The 18977-nt window shown below is 60.1% G+C and carries 20 protein-coding genes; 10 read left to right on the top strand and 10 right to left on the bottom strand.

Features of this window, described 5'->3' with window-relative positions; genetic code table 11:
- Positions 1 to 299 precede the first annotated feature (299 nt).
- Positions 300 to 2651, top strand: coding sequence for a M28 family peptidase (locus tag HALAL_RS0109235; protein ID WP_025273734.1), 2352 nt, complete (start codon positions 300 to 302; stop codon positions 2649 to 2651).
- Positions 2652 to 2722: 71 nt separating this feature from the next.
- Here the strand turns inward: HALAL_RS0109235 and HALAL_RS0109230 are convergent, their stop codons facing one another.
- A complete protein-coding gene (locus tag HALAL_RS0109230) occupies positions 2723 to 3388 on the bottom strand; it encodes a response regulator (protein ID WP_025273733.1) in 666 nt (221 codons plus the stop codon).
- On the bottom strand, positions 3385 to 4509 hold the full coding sequence (locus tag HALAL_RS0109225) for a sensor histidine kinase (RefSeq protein ID WP_051462854.1): 1125 nt from the start codon (positions 4507 to 4509) through the stop codon (positions 3385 to 3387). The genes HALAL_RS0109230 and HALAL_RS0109225 overlap by 4 nt, the downstream gene beginning before the upstream one ends.
- 226 nt (positions 4510 to 4735) lie before the next feature.
- On the opposite strand from HALAL_RS0109225, the gene HALAL_RS16790 reads away from it, so the two are divergent.
- Positions 4736 to 5251, top strand: a complete 516-nt coding sequence (locus HALAL_RS16790) for a DUF6223 family protein (RefSeq protein WP_025273731.1) — start codon at positions 4736 to 4738, stop codon at positions 5249 to 5251.
- A gap of 100 nt (positions 5252 to 5351) precedes the next feature.
- Here the strand turns inward: HALAL_RS16790 and HALAL_RS0109215 are convergent, their stop codons facing one another.
- Complete coding sequence (locus HALAL_RS0109215; protein ID WP_025273730.1) at positions 5352 to 6644, bottom strand: nicotinate phosphoribosyltransferase; 1293 nt, start codon at positions 6642 to 6644, stop codon at positions 5352 to 5354.
- A 180-nt stretch (positions 6645 to 6824) separates the two neighbouring features.
- Between HALAL_RS0109215 and HALAL_RS0109210 the strand changes: the two genes are divergently transcribed.
- The 8 genes from HALAL_RS0109210 (at position 6825) to HALAL_RS0109175 (ending at position 13762) form a co-directional block, all read left to right on the top strand.
- Positions 6825 to 8120 carry an MFS transporter gene (locus HALAL_RS0109210; RefSeq protein ID WP_025273729.1) on the top strand — a complete coding sequence of 432 codons (1296 nt, stop codon included), beginning with the start codon at positions 6825 to 6827 and terminating at the stop codon, positions 8118 to 8120.
- Between the two features lie 70 nt (positions 8121 to 8190).
- Positions 8191 to 8676: a M67 family metallopeptidase gene (locus HALAL_RS0109205; RefSeq protein WP_025273728.1), complete on the top strand. Its 486-nt coding sequence runs from the start codon at positions 8191 to 8193 to the stop codon at positions 8674 to 8676.
- Positions 8677 to 8736: 60 nt separating this feature from the next.
- The gene (locus HALAL_RS0109200) at positions 8737 to 9015 is read left to right on the top strand and encodes a MoaD/ThiS family protein (protein WP_025273727.1); all 279 of its coding nucleotides are present in this window, start codon (positions 8737 to 8739) and stop codon (positions 9013 to 9015) included.
- 8 nt (positions 9016 to 9023) lie between these two features.
- Positions 9024 to 9974: a PLP-dependent cysteine synthase family protein gene (locus HALAL_RS0109195; RefSeq protein ID WP_025273726.1), complete on the top strand. Its 951-nt coding sequence runs from the start codon at positions 9024 to 9026 to the stop codon at positions 9972 to 9974.
- Between the two features lie 76 nt (positions 9975 to 10050).
- On the top strand, positions 10051 to 10377 hold the full coding sequence (locus tag HALAL_RS0109190) for a hypothetical protein (protein WP_025273725.1): 327 nt from the start codon (positions 10051 to 10053) through the stop codon (positions 10375 to 10377).
- A 107-nt stretch (positions 10378 to 10484) separates the two neighbouring features.
- Entirely contained in the window at positions 10485 to 11387 is a 903-nt protein-coding gene (murI, locus tag HALAL_RS0109185; protein WP_025273724.1) for a glutamate racemase, read from the top strand.
- 14 nt (positions 11388 to 11401) lie between these two features.
- A complete protein-coding gene (locus HALAL_RS0109180) occupies positions 11402 to 12160 on the top strand; it encodes an MBL fold metallo-hydrolase (protein ID WP_025273723.1) in 759 nt (252 codons plus the stop codon).
- 285 nt (positions 12161 to 12445) lie between these two features.
- Entirely contained in the window at positions 12446 to 13762 is a 1317-nt protein-coding gene (locus tag HALAL_RS0109175) for an ammonium transporter (RefSeq protein ID WP_025273722.1), read from the top strand.
- A gap of 200 nt (positions 13763 to 13962) precedes the next feature.
- On the opposite strand, the gene HALAL_RS0109170 is transcribed toward HALAL_RS0109175, so the two are convergent.
- The 7 genes from HALAL_RS0109170 to HALAL_RS18600 form a co-directional block, all read right to left on the bottom strand.
- Entirely contained in the window at positions 13963 to 15168 is a 1206-nt protein-coding gene (locus HALAL_RS0109170; protein ID WP_025273721.1) for a hypothetical protein, read from the bottom strand.
- A gap of 8 nt (positions 15169 to 15176) precedes the next feature.
- Positions 15177 to 16259: a hypothetical protein gene (locus tag HALAL_RS0109165; RefSeq protein WP_025273720.1), complete on the bottom strand. Its 1083-nt coding sequence runs from the start codon at positions 16257 to 16259 to the stop codon at positions 15177 to 15179.
- A gap of 14 nt (positions 16260 to 16273) precedes the next feature.
- Positions 16274 to 16612: a hypothetical protein gene (locus tag HALAL_RS0109160; protein WP_025273719.1), complete on the bottom strand. Its 339-nt coding sequence runs from the start codon at positions 16610 to 16612 to the stop codon at positions 16274 to 16276.
- A 9-nt stretch (positions 16613 to 16621) separates the two neighbouring features.
- Positions 16622 to 17014, bottom strand: coding sequence for a YbaB/EbfC family nucleoid-associated protein (locus HALAL_RS0109155; RefSeq protein WP_025273718.1), 393 nt, complete (start codon positions 17012 to 17014; stop codon positions 16622 to 16624).
- A 1-nt stretch (position 17015) separates the two neighbouring features.
- Complete coding sequence (locus HALAL_RS0109150; protein WP_025273717.1) at positions 17016 to 17303, bottom strand: YbaB/EbfC family nucleoid-associated protein; 288 nt, start codon at positions 17301 to 17303, stop codon at positions 17016 to 17018.
- A gap of 548 nt (positions 17304 to 17851) precedes the next feature.
- Positions 17852 to 18316, bottom strand: a complete 465-nt coding sequence (locus HALAL_RS0109145) for a hypothetical protein (protein ID WP_025273716.1) — start codon at positions 18314 to 18316, stop codon at positions 17852 to 17854.
- Between the two features lie 162 nt (positions 18317 to 18478).
- Complete coding sequence (locus tag HALAL_RS18600) at positions 18479 to 18964, bottom strand: hypothetical protein (RefSeq protein ID WP_156937686.1); 486 nt, start codon at positions 18962 to 18964, stop codon at positions 18479 to 18481.
- Positions 18965 to 18977: the final 13 nt, after the last annotated feature.

The raw sequence follows: 18977 nt of genomic DNA, 5'->3' as shown, positions 1-18977 counted from the left end.
GAAGCTCGCCGGTTTCGTCAGGGACGTACGTGGTGGTCGAGTTTTCTGAAGGTACAGGCAGCTCTACCACCGCATACGCACGATGCGACCTACCGCGCTGGAAGAACGGGAAGGAAATTTCAACGTTCCATTCGGGGTGACAACGTGGCGCAGCCGTATCGCGGTTTAATCGAGGTCAGCACGTCGTCGTAAAGTATTCGGTCGGAGTACCTGGTAATCATATTGATCGGTCAGATTATGATGTTTCCAGGCATGGACTCATGCCCCTGGATTTACCTCGACTCGAACGCAGGTGTGCTGTGATTGGATCGCTCTTCCCCACCGGGCACGGACGCGGCGCTGCCGCTCTCGGCGCCATCGTACTGATTCTCGCCGGTTGGCTCCACATCACCATTGACGGCTCCAGCCCCGAACCGCAACCAAGCACGGTGGCGGCCACGGACTTCAGTTCCGCCCGCGCCATGGACACGGTACGAACGCTGGCCGATCAGCCGCGCCCCATCGGTTCCGAGGCCTCCGACGAAACATTCACCTACTTGAGCGATGAACTCGACGGGCTTGGCTTCACCGTAGAGTCCCAGTCGGAAATCGGCATGGCCACCTTCGGCAACCAACGCGGTTTCGGTCAGGTGGACAACATCGTCGCCACCAAGGAAGGCACCGACCCGACCGGTCAGGTCATTTTGGTGGCGCACTACGACTCGGTTCCGGCCGGGCCGGGCGCGGCCGACGCCGCCAGTGCCGTCGCCTCCGTCGTCGAAGTGGTTCGTGCCATTGACAAAGGGGACCCACTTCGCAATGACCTGGTCGTCCTCTTCACCGACGGAGAAGAGTCCGGGCTCCTCGGAGCGGAGGCCTACACCCGGGACAACCCGCCCGAACAGCCCACCGTGGTCCTCAATTTGGAAGCACGCGGTTCCAGCGGTGCCTCGGTCATGTTCGAGACCTCTCGCGACAACTACGAACTCGCCAAATTGTTCACCGAGACCGCCCCGGTTCCCCGTGGGGACTCCTCCACGGTCGAAATCTATCGCACGATGCCCAACGACACCGACTTCACCCGCTTCCTCGAATCCGGCTATGCGGGCTTGAACTCGGCCTTCGTGGAATCGCCCGAGTGGTACCACACCCCCGGAGACTCGGTCGAGCACCTGGACGAAGCCAGCCTGCAGCACCACGGCGACAACACCCTCGCGCTCACCCAAGCCCTGGGCGGCACCGACCTGACGAGCATGAAGTCCGACCACGACGCCGTGTACTTCCACCTGTTCGGCTTCCAGATCGTCTACAGCGCACAATGGGCTTTGGCCCCAGGAATTCTCGCCGCCATCGCCCTGTTCGCCGCGATCCTCATCGGACGCGCCCAACGCCTGCTCAGCCTCCCCCGCCTCCTCGGCGCCGTCGCCTCCTTCCCCGTTCCCATCCTGCTCTCCTTTGGAATCGGCTGGGGTAGTTGGAAGGCTCTCAGCACACTGCGCCCCGACTTCGTCGACAGCGGCGGCCTCGTCTATCACCCGGTAGTCTTTACCGTCATGGCCGTCATCCTGGCCCTCGTGAGCATCTCCGCCTGGTATCTCCTCCTGCGCCGCCGACTCGGCGGTCTGGCGCTGTCCAGTGGCGTTCTCACCTGGATGACGGTCGCCGCCATCCTCAGTGCCGTGACCATGCCGGGCATATCGTTCTTGACAGCCGTGCCCGCCATGACCATCGCAATCGCATTCGTGATCGCTCTCGTTATACGACGCCGCCGGGTGGACCGCCCTGGAGTGCGTTGGACGGCCGTCGGATTGGTAACGCTCGCCCTCGTCCCGGCAGTCGCGATTTACGCCTGGACCGGGTGGAGCACCTTGACGCTGTTCGGTGTACCGGGATTGGACATTGCCGTTCCGATGTACACCCTGGCTTTTGCCGTCATGATTCCCCTCTTCGATTCCCTTGCTGGACAGGAGAACACCCCTCTGTCCTGGCGTTGGAACGCTGGCATTCCCGCCGCACTGCTCACCGTCGGCGTGGCGGTGGCGGCCGTCGGCATCGCCGTCAATCGCTACGACGAATCCGAACCACAGCGGACCCATCTAAGCTACGTACAGTCCGGTGGAACGGCGTTCTGGGTGACCACCGACCGGGCCGACACCGATTGGTCCCGACGGTTCGCCTCCCGCGAGGGAACACGTAGTGGTGTCCCCGAAGCTTATGACGCTTACGGTTCCATCACCAGGAGCTCCCCCACACCCGCAGTGGATCTCCTCCCGCCCGAATACGACATCGTCGACGCCTCCGCCTACAAGGTGACCGTGCGTCTGACCGCCCAACGCGACGTCAACCATCTGGGCCTGTCACTCAGTAGAAGCCCGGGACGCATCACCGCCGACTACGGAGACGGAGAACCCGTCACCATTGAGGCTGACGACGAAACGGACGCCGACACCACGATCGTCCGGTTCTTCGATCCTCCTGAAGACGGCGTCACCGTCACGCTCGATGTGCCCCTGGATTCGATCACGGTGTTCGATTCCAGTGTCGGTCTGGAGGACGTGCCGGGGTTTGAACCCCGACCCGAAGGTATCGAACGTCAATCCGGAAGCCACAGCGACACCATCGTCCTGATGCGCGAAGTCAAAGCCGACGATGAGGAGACGAACGAGGACTGATCGCCTCGTCGACAATCATGGAGTCGCGTGGGCGAGTGTTCCACACTCGCCCACCATGCGCCGTCAGGCGATCACGTGCGACCGCGCGGCACCACCAGACCGGATTCGTACGCCAGCACCACCAACTGTGCCCGGTCGCGCACCCCGAGTTTCATCATGGCCCGATTGACGTGTGTTTTCGCAGTCACGGGACTGATCACCATCCGAGCGGCGATATCGTCGTTCGACATTCCCGCCGCCACCAAGGTGACCGACTCCCGTTCCCGATCCGTCAGCCGACGCATGACAACGTCAACGTCACCCACCGGCGGCCGCGCCGTGAACTGTCGGATGAGCTTCCGCGTGATAGAGGGCGCGAGCAAGGCATCTCCACGCGCCGCGACACGAACCGAAGCGCCCAAGTCTTCGGGCTCGATATCCTTGACCAGGAATCCGGCCGCACCGGCCTTCAAAGCATTGAAGACATATTCGTCAAATCCGTAATTCGTCAACATCACCACGCGCACACCCGACAAGGCGTCATCCGCCGCGACACACCGAGTCAACTCAATGCCGTCCATCTCCGGCATCCGAATATCGATCAGAGCGACGTCAGGGTCGAACTCGCGGATCGCGCTCAATCCCGCAACTCCGTCCGCCGCCTCCGCAACCACCTCGATCGAGTCGTTCAGATCAAGCAGCGCACGAAAACCACTGCGCACCAGAGCCTGGTCGTCAACCAAAACCACCCGAATCATGAGCCACCCTTCCTGAGCCGATCCGCCCGCACCCTGAAGCCCCCTTCGTCTCGTGGACCCGCCACGAAACCGCCTCCCAGCGAGTGGACCCGTTCCCGCATTCCCGTCAATCCCGTACCGAACACAACCGGTGAGCCTGGTGTGCCATCACCGTCGTCCTCAATGAGAAGCGCCAGTCCATCGGTCCGATAATCGACGTAGACGTCGGCATTCGCGGCGCTCGCGTGACGGGAGGCATTGGTCAGTGCCTCTTGAACAATGCGATACGACGTGAGACCGACCTCCGGCGATACGTCGTACGGTTCGCCTCGCACCGTCAAGCGCGTTTGTGGCCCGGTCGTCGTCACCCGCCGCACCAGATCAGGCAGATCATCCAAGCCATAGGAGCACTCGTTATGCTTGTCGCGCAACATTTCCAGCGTCGCCCGCAGCTCCCGGTCGGCCTCGCGGCTCGCTTCGTGGATGGCCCGCACGGAATCAGACACCGCGGTTCCCTGCTTATCGGCGGTCTGCACCACCACATCGGACTGGATTTTGATGACCGATATCTGATGGATAAGAGAGTCATGCAGTTCTCGCGCGATATGCAGCCGTTCCTCATTGGCACGACGCCGCAGTGCCTCTTCCCGCGTCCTTTCTGCTTCGTCAGCGCGCCGTTCGGCCTGCCGTACCGCCTCACCGGCCGCAGCAGCCGCCACCACCCACGCGATCTCCAGAATGTCCCGCGCCCGGGCGATCGCTGATCCCACATCCGATCCCGATGCCAGCATGATGAGGGGAAACGCCGCCACAATCACGATTGAAACGGCGACGGTAAACCCACGACGACCGGCACGCATGGCGGCGTATACGGCAAACAGAAAGGCGATCGCCGGTAGGTCGACCCCCAAGGACTGGTATACGACGGCGCACAGTCCCGTCACCACCAACACCGTTCGAGGCCAAGTGCGCTGGGCGGCCAAGGCGAGCCCACTGCCTACAACCACCGTCATCGCCACTGGAGCAAACCGCACGTCGGTGACGTCGTCGGCCAAAGCGACAGCGATCAAAACCGCTGTCACCCCAAGGGGGATCGTCCAGGTCATGCTCCGGTGCCAAGCCGTGGACAGCCATGCGCGCATTGACACAGACTATCGAACCACGGCGAATTCGTAATCCAGCGACGGGACCATCGGTTTCCTACCGCGAGCGCAGTAGTTCCGGTCGATCCGCATCAAGTGCCGACGCTCCCTACCGCGATGGCGGCATGGGGAAGTGTCTGCGTACGACCGATGTATCCCGCTGATATTCCGACCATGATGTGCACGTATCCCTTCGAAATTCCGATACTTCGTCTAGGAGGACGTCATGTTCATCGCATCGACCGCCGGTCAGGTGATCCGGCGTATGCTCGCCGTTTCGGGAATGGCCGTGCTGGGTTTGGTTCTGATCGCTGCGGCTTCGCCATCGAGCGTTCCGCCGAGTGCTGGAGTAGGCCGTAGCTCCGCTGGATCGAATATGGTTGCGGGCCGGACGGCTCCGGTCTCGATGGACGTTTCCCAGGGTTCGTCCGGTCCGCTCGGTTTTGGGGTAGGGCGTGAGTGGGCGTTTGCCGCACTGATTTTGGTGGTGACGGCCGCCGTGGTGAGCATGGTGGCGCTCCGTGGGATTCGGCGTCACTCTGCCGCTCGGGTTCGGACTCTGGCCTGGAGCGCCGTCGGGTTGAGCGTAGTGGGAATGGTTGTCGCCGCGCTGCATGCCTACTATTCGGCGGGTGGTTACGACACCGGGAACGGTAAGGCGGGGGCGGATATCGCTCTCGTCGTAGGGGCGGGTGCGTTGGCAGTGGCGGGAATTGCCGTTGCCCGTGCCCGGACGGTTTGACGCCCGGCGTCTCTACCCGTACGGCGCTTCAATCCGAATACATACAACGAACTGGCAGCGCTCCAGGCTCCATAACCGGAAGCGGCCCGACGCGTATCGACTAGTACGCGATGACGGGAATGGCGGGGTCGCCGGGTGAGAGTTTCAATCCTTCCCAGGGGATGGAGATGAGGCGTTTACGCAGGCGTTCCCGCGCGGCGTCCATACTGGTGGTGTGGACCAGTTCGCCACCGCGATAGAGCGGTACCTGAAGGTTGAGGTCACCCGGTTGAGATTCGGGTTCACCTTGGGACACCACGATTTCCTCGGTGGCCGTTCCGGTGGGTTTGTGCCGCCGGACGGCTGTTTTGTGGCCTCCGACCGTTCCTTTGTTCTCGGAGCGCTTGGCGACCGGTTTTCCGTCCACCTCGACTAGTTTGTACACCAGCTGTGCGGTGGGGTGCCCGGATCCGATCACCACCGATGTCCCGGCTCCATAGGAGTCGACGGGTGCGGCGGCGAGCGCGGCGATGGAGTACTCGTCGAGATCTCCGGAGACGACGATCTTGGTTTCGTTGGCGCCGAGTGAATCGAGTTGTTCGCGGGCGCTGTGTGCCATGACGTCCAGGTCGCCGGAATCGATGCGTATGGCGCGTAGGCCGGTTCCGGCGGCGGCGATGGCGTTGTCGATTCCTTTGGTGATGTCGTAGGTGTCGACCAACAGGGTGGTGTTGGGGCCGAAACGTTCGATCTGGGCTTGGAAGGCTTCCAGTTCGGTGTCGTGTAGGAGGGTGAAGGCGTGGGCGGCTGTTCCTCCGGTCGGTACTCCCCAGCGTCGTCCGGCTTCGAGATTGGAGGTGGCGGCGAATCCGGCGATGTAGGAGGCGCGAGCGGAGGCGACGGCGGCTTCTTCGTGGGTGCGTCGGGTTCCCATTTCGAGGATGGGGCGTCCGCGTGCGGCGGTGACCATGCGGGCGGCGGCGGAGGCGACGGCGCTGTCGTGGTTGAGGATGGACAGTACCAGTGTTTCCAGGACGACGCATTCGGCGAAGGAACCGCGTACGGTCACGATCGGCGAGTTGGGAAAGTACAGTTCCCCTTCGGGGTAGACGTCGATGTCGCCGGAGAACCGGTAGTCGGCGAGCCATTCCGCCGCCTGGGTTCCTATGACTTCTCGTTCCACGAGGCCCGCGAGGGTGTCGTCGTCGAAGCGGAAGCGAGCGACGCCTTCGGCCAGGCGCCCGATTCCGCTGACGACTCCGTAGCGGCGTCCGGTGGGGAGGCGTCGTGCGAAGACTTCGAAGGCGCACTGTCGGTCGGCGGTTCCGTCCTGCAGCGACGCATCGACCATAGTGTATTCATAGTGGTCGGTGCGGGTGGGAACCGGTGCGACCGTTTCGTCGAGGAAAGGCATGATTAACAGATTAACCCGTCGGGCTTCCCTGCTCGCAAGGAATCGGCGACAGTGGGCGTCTCGCACCTCCGCGACCTTCGGCGTGGCACGTTCCACTCCTACAGATCGGATACGAACGATCATCGCCTTTCATCGCGACGTAGCCTGGAAGGGTTGTCCAAATCCGTATAGAGGTGTTGTGTGTCTGCCGTTACGTCTCCACCGGCTGAAGCCAATCGTCGTTTCTTCGGTCCTCGCATGGTCGTCATCGCCATCATGATGTACGGCCTTTCCGCGCCGGGCCAGACGGCCACGATCTCGGTCTTCCTGGACCCCATGATCGCCGACATCGGTGTCAGCCGTACGGCGATCTCGACGGCCTACCTGGTGGGGACTCTTATCGGAGCCATAGCTTTGCCCAGTATTGGGCGATTGGTGGATCGTTTCGGAGTCCGCACCGCTACCGCCTGTATCGGCGCGGGTCTTGGCGCGGCTCTGGCAATCTTGGCGATGGCGTCAAGCATTTTCGGCTTGGCGGTCGGGTTCATCGGCATTCGCATGCTCGGCCAGGGCTCGTTGACCTTGGCCGCCTCGGCTTTGGTGTCGCGCTGGTACGACAAGCGACGCGGCTTCATGCTGGGGATTCAAGCCGCTCTCGGCGCGGGCCTGATCTCGCTGTCGCCGGTGGCGTTGGAGCGGCTCATCTCCTACTTCGGTGACTGGCGTCTGGCCATGGCCGTGGAGGCGGTGCTCGTCGTGCTCATCCTCATTCCCATGGCTCTCATTGGAATCCGTAACCGCCCCGCCGACGTGGACCAGTATGTGGACGGCGATCCCGATAAAGCAGCTGAGTCACGAACGGAAACGGGAGCGACGCGCGGCGAGGCCATTCGTACTCCCTTCTATTGGGTTTTGGTGTCGGCCGTCGCCGCTGCCGGATTCTTCGGCACCTCGATCGGGTTCCACCAGATCGCGCTGTTGGGCGAGCAGGGTCTGTCCACGGTTGAGGCGGCCTCGAACTTCTTGCCGCAAACGATCGCCGGTACGACCGCGACCTTGTTGACCGGCTACCTGGTCGATCGCATGGGGCCGCGTATTCTTCTGGTCACGTCGATGTTCCTATTGTCCGCTGGACTGGTGCTGGCCACTTTCGTCACTCCCGGCTGGGCGGCCATCGGTTTCGGTCTCGTCTTCGGGGCCGGAATGAACGCCCCCAAGGCGATCGAGGCGGGTATGACGCCGCGTTATTTCGGAACGGCCAATATCGCCTCCATCCGTGGCGTTATGGCTTCGGTGATGATCGCCGGAACATCGGTGGCACCACTGCTGTACTCCAAATTCCATGACTGGACCGGCTCCTTTACCTCCGTACTGTGGTACTCGGCGCTCATTCCGCTCCTGGTTCTGGTGGCTGCGGTCGTCGTTCCCCTCCCCCGCTATTACGCGGAACACATCGCTACGGCCACTACGCAAAGCGACCACGCAGACGCCGGTTAGCATTCCGCGTTTTTCTCAGAACGTGAACACCTTCATGGCGGATTTCAGAGAGCCGTGTAGTCTTGGGGACGTGTTGCGAATAGCGCATGAGATGGTTGAAGCGATGGTCGCCCATGCTCGGGCCGACCACCCCGAGGAGGCCTGTGGCCTGCTTGTGGGGCCCGAAGGTTCGGGTGAGGCGCTGCGCCATGTTCCTATGACGAATGCGGCACGATCCACCACTTTCTACGAGTTCGACGCTCAGGAGTGGAAGCAGGTCTATGACCAGATGTGGGCCAATGACGAAGAGGTCGTCGTGGCCTATCATTCGCATACCGCCACCGAGGCCTATCCGTCGCGCTCGGATGCCGGTATCGCCGCCCAGATGGGCTTGCCAGGGGCTCACTACGTACTGGTGACCACCCGTGATCCTGAAATCGCCGAGGTCCGTTCCTTTACGATTTCAGCGAACGCCGACGTTTCAGAGGAACCGATTGAGGTCGTGGGCGCGCCTGACGCCGTGCAGACTTATAAGTTCGCTCATACTCCTGAGCGCACCGTTTACGACTGTCGCTGATTTTCCTTCATTACATCATTCCGGCTTTATTCTGCCTTTTTGTCTTTTCAGGAGATTGCTATGACCGTTGAAGTCCGTGTACCTACGATTCTGCGCACCCACACCGATGGGGAAAAACTCGTTAAGGGAGAGGGAAAGACCCTCGCGGCCCTGTTCGACGACCTGGAGTCGAACTTCAAGGGAATCAAAGAGCGCGTCGTGACCGAGGAAGGCTCGCTGCACCGCTTCGTCAACGTCTACATCAACGATGAGGACGTGCGTTTCAACGGCGGTCTGGACGCCGAGCTCTCCGACGGAGACGAGATCACGATCCTGCCGGCGGTCGCCGGCGGCATGTAGGGGGTACCGTGGCTCGCTATACCGACCTCGCCTCCACTGTCGGCCAGACGCCCTTGGTAGGTCTGCCGCAGCTGTCACCCGGACCGGGAGTTCGGTTGTGGGCCAAGTTGGAAGGCCACAATCCCACCGGTTCGGTCAAGGATCGGGTGGCCGCCGAAATGATCGCGCAGGCCGAACGTGACGGACGTTTGCGACCGGACTCGACGATTCTGGAGCCCACCTCGGGAAACACCGGAATCGCCGTGGCGATGTTGGCGCGCCGTAAAGGCTATCGCCTGATCGCCGTCATGCCGGAGAACACGTCGGTGGAGCGCGCTCAACTGTTGCGGGCCTTCGGAGCCGAGATCGAGTTCTCTCCCGCCGCCGGTGGTTCGAACGCGGCGGTGGCGAAGGCCCGCGAAATGGCGAAGGAGCACCCGGAATGGGTGATGCTGAACCAGTACGCCAATCCGGCCAACGCCGCCGCACATTACAAGACGACCGGCCCGGAGATTCTGGACGATCTGCCCGAGATCACGCATTTCGTGGCAGGTCTGGGAACCACGGCGACACTGATGGGCGTCGGACGTTTCCTGCGGGAACACCGTCCCGACGTCGAGATCGTGGCCGCCGAACCCCGCTACGGCGAATTGGTGTACGGCCTGCGCAATCTGGAAGAGGGCTTTGTCCCCGAACTCTACGACGCCTCGGTATTGAACCGCCGCCTGTCGGTCGGCACCGAGGACGCGCTGCGCCGCACTCGGGAAGTGCTCAATTCCGAAGGGCTGTTCGTGGGCCTCTCCACCGGAGCGGTCCTGCACGCGGCCTACAACCTCGGACGCAAGGCGGTCGACGCGGGCCGTGAGGCCGATATCGCGGTGCTGGTGGCCGACGACGGTTGGAAGTACCTGTCGACGGGTGCTTATTCCGCACCGGCCGACGACGCCGCCGAAGCACTCGAGGGCCAAATCTGGGCCTAAGGCAATAGAGGTGGGCGGTCTACGTCCCGCCCACCTCACTCAGAGTCCCGTGTCCCGGCATCGGTACTCTAGGTTCATGAACAACCCACATGGATCTCCGTCAGAGACGGCTACGGCCTCCCCAACGGCGCGGCCCGCCGGGCTCCCGTCCTTGGCCGGGATCGCGACCTGGGCGCTGATTCTCGTGCTCGGAGGGGTCGCGACCTCCGTTTTCGCCGTCGTCGCCATGATTCGGGGCGCTCCAGACTGGTTTTTCACCGTCTTCACCACAACCGGCATCATCGGCATGCTGCTGACCATGATGGCGTTCGCCACGGCACGCTTTCGGGGGATTCCGTGGCTTTTTTTGATTGCGTCCACCATCACCCTGCTGGTGGCCTTCATGCTCATTTCACTGACGTGACCAGGTAATTCATTGGATATGTGGTCATGGACACGATGTCATTTTGATGACATTGTATGGGTTGGCGGCGGCGAACAGGCCCGTTGTAGACGTAGGCTTACAATCTGATGAACAACGCGCCTGTCGGGATTTTCGACTCTGGTATTGGGGGACTGACCGTAGCCCGAGCGGTCGCCGATCTTCTTCCCTCCGAAAACCTCCTTTACGTGGGCGATACTGCCCACCTGCCGTACGGGCCTCGGTCCATATCCGAGGTCAGGGCACTGTCGTTGAACATCTGTGACAATCTCGTGGCCCAAGGGGTCAAAGCTCTGGTCGTCGCCTGCAACAGCGCCTCCTCAGCCTCCCTGGCCGACATCCGCGACCGTTACGACATCCCGGTCGTCGAAGTCATTCGCCCCGCCGTTCGCCGTGCCGTCGCGGCCTCGTCCACCGGACGGGTCGGAGTCATCGGCACGCAGTCGACCATTTCCTCAGGGGCCTACTTCGACGCGTTCAACGCTATTCCCGACATCGATCTCACCGCAGTGTCCGCCCCCGCGTTCGTCGACTTCGTCGAACGCGGCATCACGACCGGGCGACAGCTACTGGGGCTGGCTCAGAATTACCTCAGCCCCCTACAGGAGGCCGACGTCGATACGGTCGTACTGGGGTGCACACACTATCCGCTCCTGGAAGGGCTGATCGGATTGGTACTCGGCGACGATGTCACCTTGGTGTCGTCGGCGACCGAATGCGCCCGCGAGCTGTATCGACTCCTCACCGAACACGACCTGTTGGCCGCTCCCGGCGAAGTGGGCCACCACGAGTTCCGCTGTACCGCCGATCCCGACGCCTTCACTCGAAACGCGCAACGGTATCTAGGCGGCTCATTTGTCCAGCAAGCAAAACCATTGGAGGATCTCCCCGAGCTCATCCCCGAAACAGACGCAGGTGTCCCGGCCTCCAAACGGGCGACTGACTCTATAGGACAGACTGAACCCGACGGCGACGGTTCAGCCGACACTTAAGAGGTGCCACTCCCATGAAACTGACGATTATCGGTTGTGCGGGCTCATTCCCCGCGCCTGACACCCCATGCTCGGCGTACCTGGTAGAAGCCGATGGATACAAGCTCCTACTGGACTACGGCACGGGGGCGCTCGGTGAACTCCAAAAGTACACGGATCCCAACAGCATCGATGCCATCATCATCACGCATCTGCATGCCGACCACTTCTTCGACGCCTGCGCCTACGCGGTCATGCGTCGCTACGGGCCCAACGCGCCCGACCATCCCGTTCCGCTGTACGGGCCCTCCGCCACCGCCGACCGAATTCGGCAGTCCTACGGCGGCCACGGTGAACTGAAGAGCCCGTGCATGACCGACGTGTACGACTTCCACACGCTACAGCCGGGAGGTTTCCACCTCGGGCCGTTCTCCATTCGCGTCGACCGAGTCGCGCACCCGGTCGAAACGTTCGGGGTTCGTGTGGAGCACAACGGTTCCTCGCTCACCTATACCTCGGACTCCGGTCCCTGTGAATCGCTGGAGAAACTCGCCTACCAGAGCGACACCCTCCTGGCGGAGGCGTCGTACCTGGAAGGTCGCGTCAACCCGCCGGATGTTCACCTCACCGGGAAGGAAGCGGGCGAATTCGCCGCCAAAGCCGGTGCCCGCCAGCTCCTGCTGACTCACCTCGTCGAACCCTGGGGGTCGGCCGACACGACGCTCAACGAAGCCCGCAGTGCCTACTCCGGGCCCACCTCGATCGTCAAACCGGGAGAAACCTACCAAGTGTGAATTCGCAAGAATTCACAGTCTTGAAACAATTGGCGACGTGGATGTAATAGGCGTGCCGCATAACTGAAACACCGGACCACCACACTGGAGAACACTCCGGTAGGTAGGAGTCCACAGGAGGGGCCGATATCCGCAGGAGGGTATCGGCCCCTCCTCGTACCGATCTACCTATCCGGCGGACTCGTAAGACTGGTACGGAAGTAGAACTTCTCACGCGGCGACGGTGCCCACCTGACCAGTCCCGGACTCAGTACCATCTACAGACCGGAAGGAGGCGGCACGCCCATGGATATCGACACAGGATCAAATGCTTGGATACTGATATCAGCCGCCCTAGTACTACTCATGACCCCCGGACTCGCCCTGTTCTACGGCGGTCTCACCCGCGCCAAAAGCGTCGTCAACATGATGATGAAATGCCTCGCGGCGCTTGGAATCGTCACCATCTCCTGGACACTGCTCGGCGCTTCACTCGCCGAAGGTGACGGAGGCATGTTCTTCGGAGACCTCTCCAGCGGATTCGGACTACGCGGAGTCATGGACCTCTCCGCCGACGACGCCGGAGTCTCCGACGGAGCCATGAGCTCCTTCGCGATGATGTTCGCCATCATCACCGTCGCGCTCATCGCCGGAGCCGTCGCCGACCGCATGAAGTTCTCCGCCTGGATACTCTTCACCATCGTGTGGTCGATCCTCGTGTACTATCCCGTCGCCTACTGGGTCTGGGGCGACGGATTCCTCGCCGAATGGGGCGTCCTCGACTTCGCCGGAGGAGCCGCCGTCCACGTCAACGCGGGTGCGGCCGCGCTTGCGCTCGCCGTCGTGGTGGGACGCCGTATCGGCTGGCGCGAAAAGAACGGCAACTTCGCGCCGCACAACCTGCCGATGGTCCTCCTTGGCACCGGACTGCTGTGGTTCGGCTGGTTCGGGTTCAACGCCGGTTCGGCCTTCGCCTCCAACGCCATCGCAGGGCTCGCCATGCTCAATACTCAAGTCGCCACCGCCGCCGCCATCCTCGCCTGGCTGGCCGTCGACCGCATGCGCGGCGTCAAGCCCTCCATCATCGGAGCCTGCTCCGGAGTCATCGCCGGTCTGGTCGCCATCACTCCGGCCGCCGGGTATGTGAGCCCGCTGGGAGCCATCGGAGTAGGAGCGGTCGCCGGGGCCATCTGCCCGCTCGCGGTCGGCCTCAAGGAAAAGCTCGGCTACGACGACTCGCTGGACGTCGTCGGCCTCCACATGGTGGCCGGATTCTGGGGCTCCATCGCCGTCGGGCTGTTCGCCGTCAAGGAGACCGAAGCCGGTGTCAACGGCCTGTTTTACGGCGGAGGCGCCTCCCTGCTCGGACTGCAAACCGCAGGCACCGCTATAGTGGCGGTATATTCGTTCGGCGTCGCCCTTCTCATTGGCCTGGCCCTGAAGTTCACCGTTGGAATTCGGGTCAGCAAAGAAGAGGAACTTGCTGGTATCGATTCAGCCGAACACGGCGAGACCTCCTATGTTTTCCCGGAGGATCTGGTGCGGGACAAAGGCGTCTCCACCCTCGCCGATTCCACGGAAAGTTCCGACGATAGTTCCTCGAAGGAACCCGCACAGGTCTAAAATCCTTTGAGTCGGCGGCCACGATGGCCGCCGGCAATCTCGAAACCAATGGGTGCGTCGACCAAGAGCAGTCGGCGCACCTTACTCGTACCCGGCGGCGATCAGCCACCGTCGGGCGTCCGTCAACATATCCACAACGACGGCCAGCGATCCGCTTGTGACCGCAGACTTTTCCGGATCATGGATGCTGCGCCGATACGTTATTTGACCCGATTCTCCTCGATGTCACGAGCGGATCGTTCGGGGAGATCCGGTCCGAAAAACATCGGCAACTCCGCCCCACGTTCCACCGAGTCGACACTGACGTCCAGGTCGGTGGTGGAAACCTCGTATCGCTTATTGAAGACATCGTGTCGCATGGCCGCTTGCGCCTGAACGTAAGCGATCCGATCCGGACCGACATCGATCGAGAGGCTGCTCCAGACGTAATCCGGTTTCAGCTTCTTATTATCAAGGTTGGTTCGCGACGGAACCCCCACACTCATCTCATACACGCCCGGTGCCAAAGTCAGCCACACGCGCCCCCAAAACGCCTCGGCCTCCCATTCGCCGATCCGAACCCGCGGTTCACGCATCCAATAAAGACAGTCAGGCATGAACGGCTGACCGTGTTCTCTGAGGTCCAGAAATTCGTACGCCTCACCGTAGAGAACCTGTTCGGTGATGGCCCAACGCAGATCTATAGCGACTCCGGTCTGTCCCTCTGGAAGGGCCTGTGGCAGGTAGGGAACCAGAGTCATTCCGTTCTTCTCAAGACATGGCAATGGATCGCGAGTCGATGTTTTCGATTTCCGGTATGTCCGGAACAACCACAATCCGAGCAGGGACAGTGCGATCGGAAAGTACCAGAGACCGGTCATCAACCATTGGTCGGACTGTGGATTGCCAGAGCCGAATACGGTATCAACCACGACCATGTAGAGCAGATACGGAAGACTGATGATCATCGGCAATCCAAACATGATCATTACGATCGTGCGGAGTTTACCGCGAATGTGGCCGCCGGTATTTCCCAGTGCGTACTCCGAGAGAAGCTGGTCCTGACGAATTGAATTGGTGCCGTACCGCGTAAACTCGCGCACCGAATAGTCGTTGTCTTCCTCGACATCCAATATCCAATACCCCGATGTCCGTCCCGCCTGCACTTCGGCCAGATGACGTCCGGGTGCCAGCTCCAGCCAAATGGACCCGATACCTTGTGATACCGGCTCGCCGTCTACCAGGAGAACCGGGGTGTTGGGGTAGGGAACGACCGGGGCCATTCGCTTGAAGCCCGCCCGGTCGGGCTTTCGGCTCTCTATGACGAAGTTGACGCGACCGAATCCAGGGCGACGATGGGGTTTGTTGAAATGAACGTCCACCGTCGCCGCTGGATGCCGCGCAATCTTCCATTGCCCTTCGAACACGGGAGGGTCTACTCCTGCTCCATTGGTCGAACGTCGTAAAACTCCGGATCCACTTGCCGACCGTTGTGGTAATACGTCGCCGAGTTGTCGTCGATGACGTCTTGGATCTCGTCTTCCGACTGGGATTCGTATCCGAGGTCGTCGGGGGAAACCGCATCAGGATCGTTATCTCTATGGTCCCTGGCGAAGTAGTTGTTCGACCCGCTGGTGACGAACGGTGCGACTTCGCCGAGTTGCTTGCCAACTTCGCCTGCCTTACCTGCCAAACCGTCTATTTTCTTGACGTTCTTGGCCCAATCAAGAGGGTTCTTGATCATGTTCATGTCCTTGCCAAAATTCGACATTGCCTTCTTGAGGATCTCGGCAAGTTCCTTTCCTCTGAGGACTTTTGCGGTGGCTTTCAAGGTAGCTTGCGCAATCGCTTTTACCGTCCACGTTCCAGCTGCGGCGGTGGACGCACCGGCGGTGACTACTGCCGACGCCAGAGCTGCCGTCCAGGTAAGGATCAATTCCTTGACGATTTCAGTGATGATGCCCTTGATCACGGCCATCAACACTTCCGCCAACAACTGTGCCGCACCCAGCCACTTTTGGCTGGTACCTGCTTTGATCCCGATGGCACCGATCGCCTCTCCGAGTTCGGCCAGTCGGTTTTCGGCGGCTTGAGAGGCCTGATCGTGCCAATCGCCGATTCCACCGTCGAAGATCGATTGGACTTCCTCCCCGAGAGCGTAAGCGGCTTGTTCAATGTCGGACCAACGACTAATAGCGTCGTCGAAACGCTCGGGATTCCCGGCGACCAGACCCAAAATATCCTGCAGTGGTTGGATATAGGCGACAAGGAAATCGACTCCGTTTCCAATCAACCAGCTCAAGGGGTCGTCGACAGCTCCATAACCCTGAGCGAACATTTCGGTGCTTGAGGCGACGACCTGGGTGATGTCGCCTTCCTCCGCACCACTGATGATGTTGCTGCCGGTACCCCATGCGGTAGCGCCAACCCCGGAGTCCACTCCGTTAGTCTGGAATACGCTCCGGCTTGCCGGATCGTCCAAACTACTCATTGCGGAGTCGTAGTCTGTCTCTGCCATGATGTGTTACTCCTTCAGCAAGGCCCGGAAGTATGGACGCTGAGTTCCCCATTAATCGCGGTAAGAGCCGCCGCAATGCTTTCGTCCGTGCTCTCGTAGTTCCTGGCGCACGCTTCGAGCCGCATCGCGTTGCCTTCAAGGGCGAGTGGCAGGTCCTCGAGGGTGGCTTCGACGTCCTCACCGACTGTCGTTTCGTAGGCGATGCCGATGATGAGTCCCAGAATCACTCCCCAGGTGGTCGGTCCCGGATCGGCGTTTGCAGCGGCTTCTTTCAGCTTTTCTGAATCCTTCGCCAAGTCTTGCAATCGTTTCTTCGCATCGTCGATCGCGTCAATGTCTTGAACGTTCGTCATTTCAGTCCCCTAATCGAAGTTGTCGCGTGCCCGGTCGCGGACCGTCGAAGACATGTGGCCCTCAACGAGCCGCGAGAGGTTGCCCTCTGGAACGGCTTGATCGGCCATCTTCGCGAGTTTCATCGCGTGGGTGGCTTGAGCTTCCTTGATGGTCTCCAGCACCACGTTTACAAGGTTGCCGCGCAACCGCAGTGCGGAGTCTTGGATGTCGATGTCGGTTATGACCGCGTCGCTGTTCAACGTGACGGTTACCGATCCGTCCGGCGAACTGGATACCGTCTCGCTCCCACCGAACTCTTCTTCCATTTCGGACATTTTGTCCAATGTGCCTTGGGCGTTTTCCTGAATCTGCTCCAGCTTGGCCAAAACCTCGCCCAAACTTTTAGGCTGTTCATCAGCCATCTCAAGCCCCTCCTTGCCCCGGGAGATCAACCCCCATGATTCGCTGAACTTCCGCGGAGAGCTGCTGATCCGCCTCAATCCGAGCTCGACCGATTACCTCGACCATCGTCGAGCCCAATTCTCTACCCGACATTTGAAATGCACGATGCGATAGCTCCATGTCCACGATTCCGCCGCCCGGTGAGGCAATCACCTTCACGGCCAAATCGTCCGACTGCGCCTCCGCGCGAACATCCGCCGCCGCTTCTCGCATGCGCGCTGCCTGATTGTTGAAGTCGCTTCCCTCCATGCGAGTATTTTACGGTTTCCCCTCCAGCCCTTCCAACCCTGTTCCCCGCACTCACGTCATCCCATGGCCGACAAAAGCAAGCCCCGAGATACAGAACGAGGGCGATAAAAACAGTGGACTTCTCCAGGCAATGAACACTGATCCAGCCCAATCCAGCAGTATTACTGCGGCACAGGAGGTATGACTATTACAGCAGTAGGGAAAACATCGGCAAGGAATAGTTCCACAGTGAGTTCTATTGCAGTGGAGGGGATCACGTGGATAACACTGCGTTTGAGAGATACAAAAAGCACGCTAACGGAACGTCAGTCACCGAGAATCGTCAATCTCTGGCAGAGGCCAACGGAATTAACCGCTCATGGCAAGTACGGGAGGAAACAGTACTCGATGCTCAACCACTCAGGTGAACCGTCTGAACAGTGTCGCGGCGGGTAGACGGTTTAATCCCTGCTTCCCCACACCGCTTGACAGCCGGCTTAATCGCGGTTCACTGTGCCACTACCCGACCACGAATTCTACCGACGCTTCTAAACCGGCATGGGCGATGACTACCGACGAATTATCGGTTCACCACCGACTAAACCTAAATCGTTCATTAGCTCGTCTGCCACGGTAAGCAGCTTGGAAAGATCCGACCGCACCGATGTACCGTCCATAGCCAATGTTCCGATAACCTGAACCCGCGACGGAATGATCTCCTCCTGCGGAAGGTCATCGAATATATGGGTCTCACCCGCGCTCGCGCGAATAACGCCTTCGACCACGAATGCTTTGAAACGCGGTTCGGAGTCACGGAACCGTTCACGCAGCTCATCGACGAACGCGATGATCGCCTCGTGGTCGAGACCGTCCTTAAACTTGTCCTCCAACAGGACAGCGAAGAGAGCGGCAAGATACTTCTCGTATTGCTCCGCCTGCTCGACGGGTAGAGACTGATGCAGCTCATCAACCATCGCAAAATCCTGGGAGGCAATCGCTTCAACGAGTTTTCTGTAATGTAGCGGGTCTGTCATCAGGTTAAGCTCTCGCTTCCTTCGCGTACGCGGTGTATCGGTATGATCCACAGGGCCTGGCACATATTGACGGAGTACTGGAAGGGTTTCCAACTTGCAAGACTGTGAACTGATATTGCAGTAGATTTCATCGGTGACCTCTGAGTACCCTGTCAATATTGGTTAAACGTAGCTTACGTCTAATTCTGGAAGATTTTGGTCATTAAATCTTGGCTCTACATTCAGATATTCAATCTCATTTCGACTAATTCCTTCGATCATGAATGCTACTTGAAAGTCTGCATACCTATCTTTAACTGCTACTTCGATTCCTCTCCATCCAGGCTCAGGAAGCGTAATTGTATACGTATCAGTGCTAACTTCGTTTCCAAATTGTAGTTTACCTGAATCAAATCGGAGCTCTCCCTTGAAAAGACTAGTGAATCCCTGATAGCGCCCTCCAAATGGAACGAGATGCATTGGGACAACTTCAACTCCGTTACTAATTTTCACCCATTCTGGCACATTAATACATAGCATTTCATCACTAGCAATATATGGTTCATGGCCATTTCCAGACTCTGGATATTCCAGACCCTCCGGATCACCTATTTCAATTATAAAATGCAGAATGAATATTTCCCAAGATCGAACAAAATTGCAATTCATAGCTAAATCACCT

Source organism: Haloglycomyces albus DSM 45210, assembly GCF_000527155.1.
Taxonomy (GTDB): domain Bacteria; phylum Actinomycetota; class Actinomycetes; order Mycobacteriales; family Micromonosporaceae; genus Haloglycomyces; species Haloglycomyces albus.
The sequence above is the reverse complement of the archived record's forward strand: the minus strand, read 5'-3'. Positions and strand labels throughout refer to the sequence as shown.

Coding starts and splice junctions, on each gene's coding strand:
- HALAL_RS0109190 (WP_025273725.1), top strand. CDS start 10,051: ATGAACAACCCACATGGATCTCCGTCAGAGACGGCTACGGCCTCCCCA.
- HALAL_RS16790 (WP_025273731.1), top strand. CDS start 4,736: ATGTTCATCGCATCGACCGCCGGTCAGGTGATCCGGCGTATGCTCGCC.
- HALAL_RS0109175 (WP_025273722.1), top strand. CDS start 12,446: ATGGATATCGACACAGGATCAAATGCTTGGATACTGATATCAGCCGCC.
- HALAL_RS18600 (WP_156937686.1), bottom strand. CDS start 18,964: ATGAATTGCAATTTTGTTCGATCTTGGGAAATATTCATTCTGCATTTT.
- HALAL_RS0109215 (WP_025273730.1), bottom strand. CDS start 6,644: ATGCCTTTCCTCGACGAAACGGTCGCACCGGTTCCCACCCGCACCGAC.
- HALAL_RS0109150 (WP_025273717.1), bottom strand. CDS start 17,303: ATGGAGGGAAGCGACTTCAACAATCAGGCAGCGCGCATGCGAGAAGCG.
- HALAL_RS0109200 (WP_025273727.1), top strand. CDS start 8,737: ATGACCGTTGAAGTCCGTGTACCTACGATTCTGCGCACCCACACCGAT.
- HALAL_RS0109145 (WP_025273716.1), bottom strand. CDS start 18,316: ATGACAGACCCGCTACATTACAGAAAACTCGTTGAAGCGATTGCCTCC.
- HALAL_RS0109180 (WP_025273723.1), top strand. CDS start 11,402: ATGAAACTGACGATTATCGGTTGTGCGGGCTCATTCCCCGCGCCTGAC.
- HALAL_RS0109165 (WP_025273720.1), bottom strand. CDS start 16,259: ATGGCAGAGACAGACTACGACTCCGCAATGAGTAGTTTGGACGATCCG.
- murI (WP_025273724.1), top strand. CDS start 10,485: ATGAACAACGCGCCTGTCGGGATTTTCGACTCTGGTATTGGGGGACTG.
- HALAL_RS0109230 (WP_025273733.1), bottom strand. CDS start 3,388: ATGATTCGGGTGGTTTTGGTTGACGACCAGGCTCTGGTGCGCAGTGGT.
- HALAL_RS0109155 (WP_025273718.1), bottom strand. CDS start 17,014: ATGGCTGATGAACAGCCTAAAAGTTTGGGCGAGGTTTTGGCCAAGCTG.
- HALAL_RS0109225 (WP_051462854.1), bottom strand. CDS start 4,509: ATGCGCGCATGGCTGTCCACGGCTTGGCACCGGAGCATGACCTGGACG.
- HALAL_RS0109160 (WP_025273719.1), bottom strand. CDS start 16,612: ATGACGAACGTTCAAGACATTGACGCGATCGACGATGCGAAGAAACGA.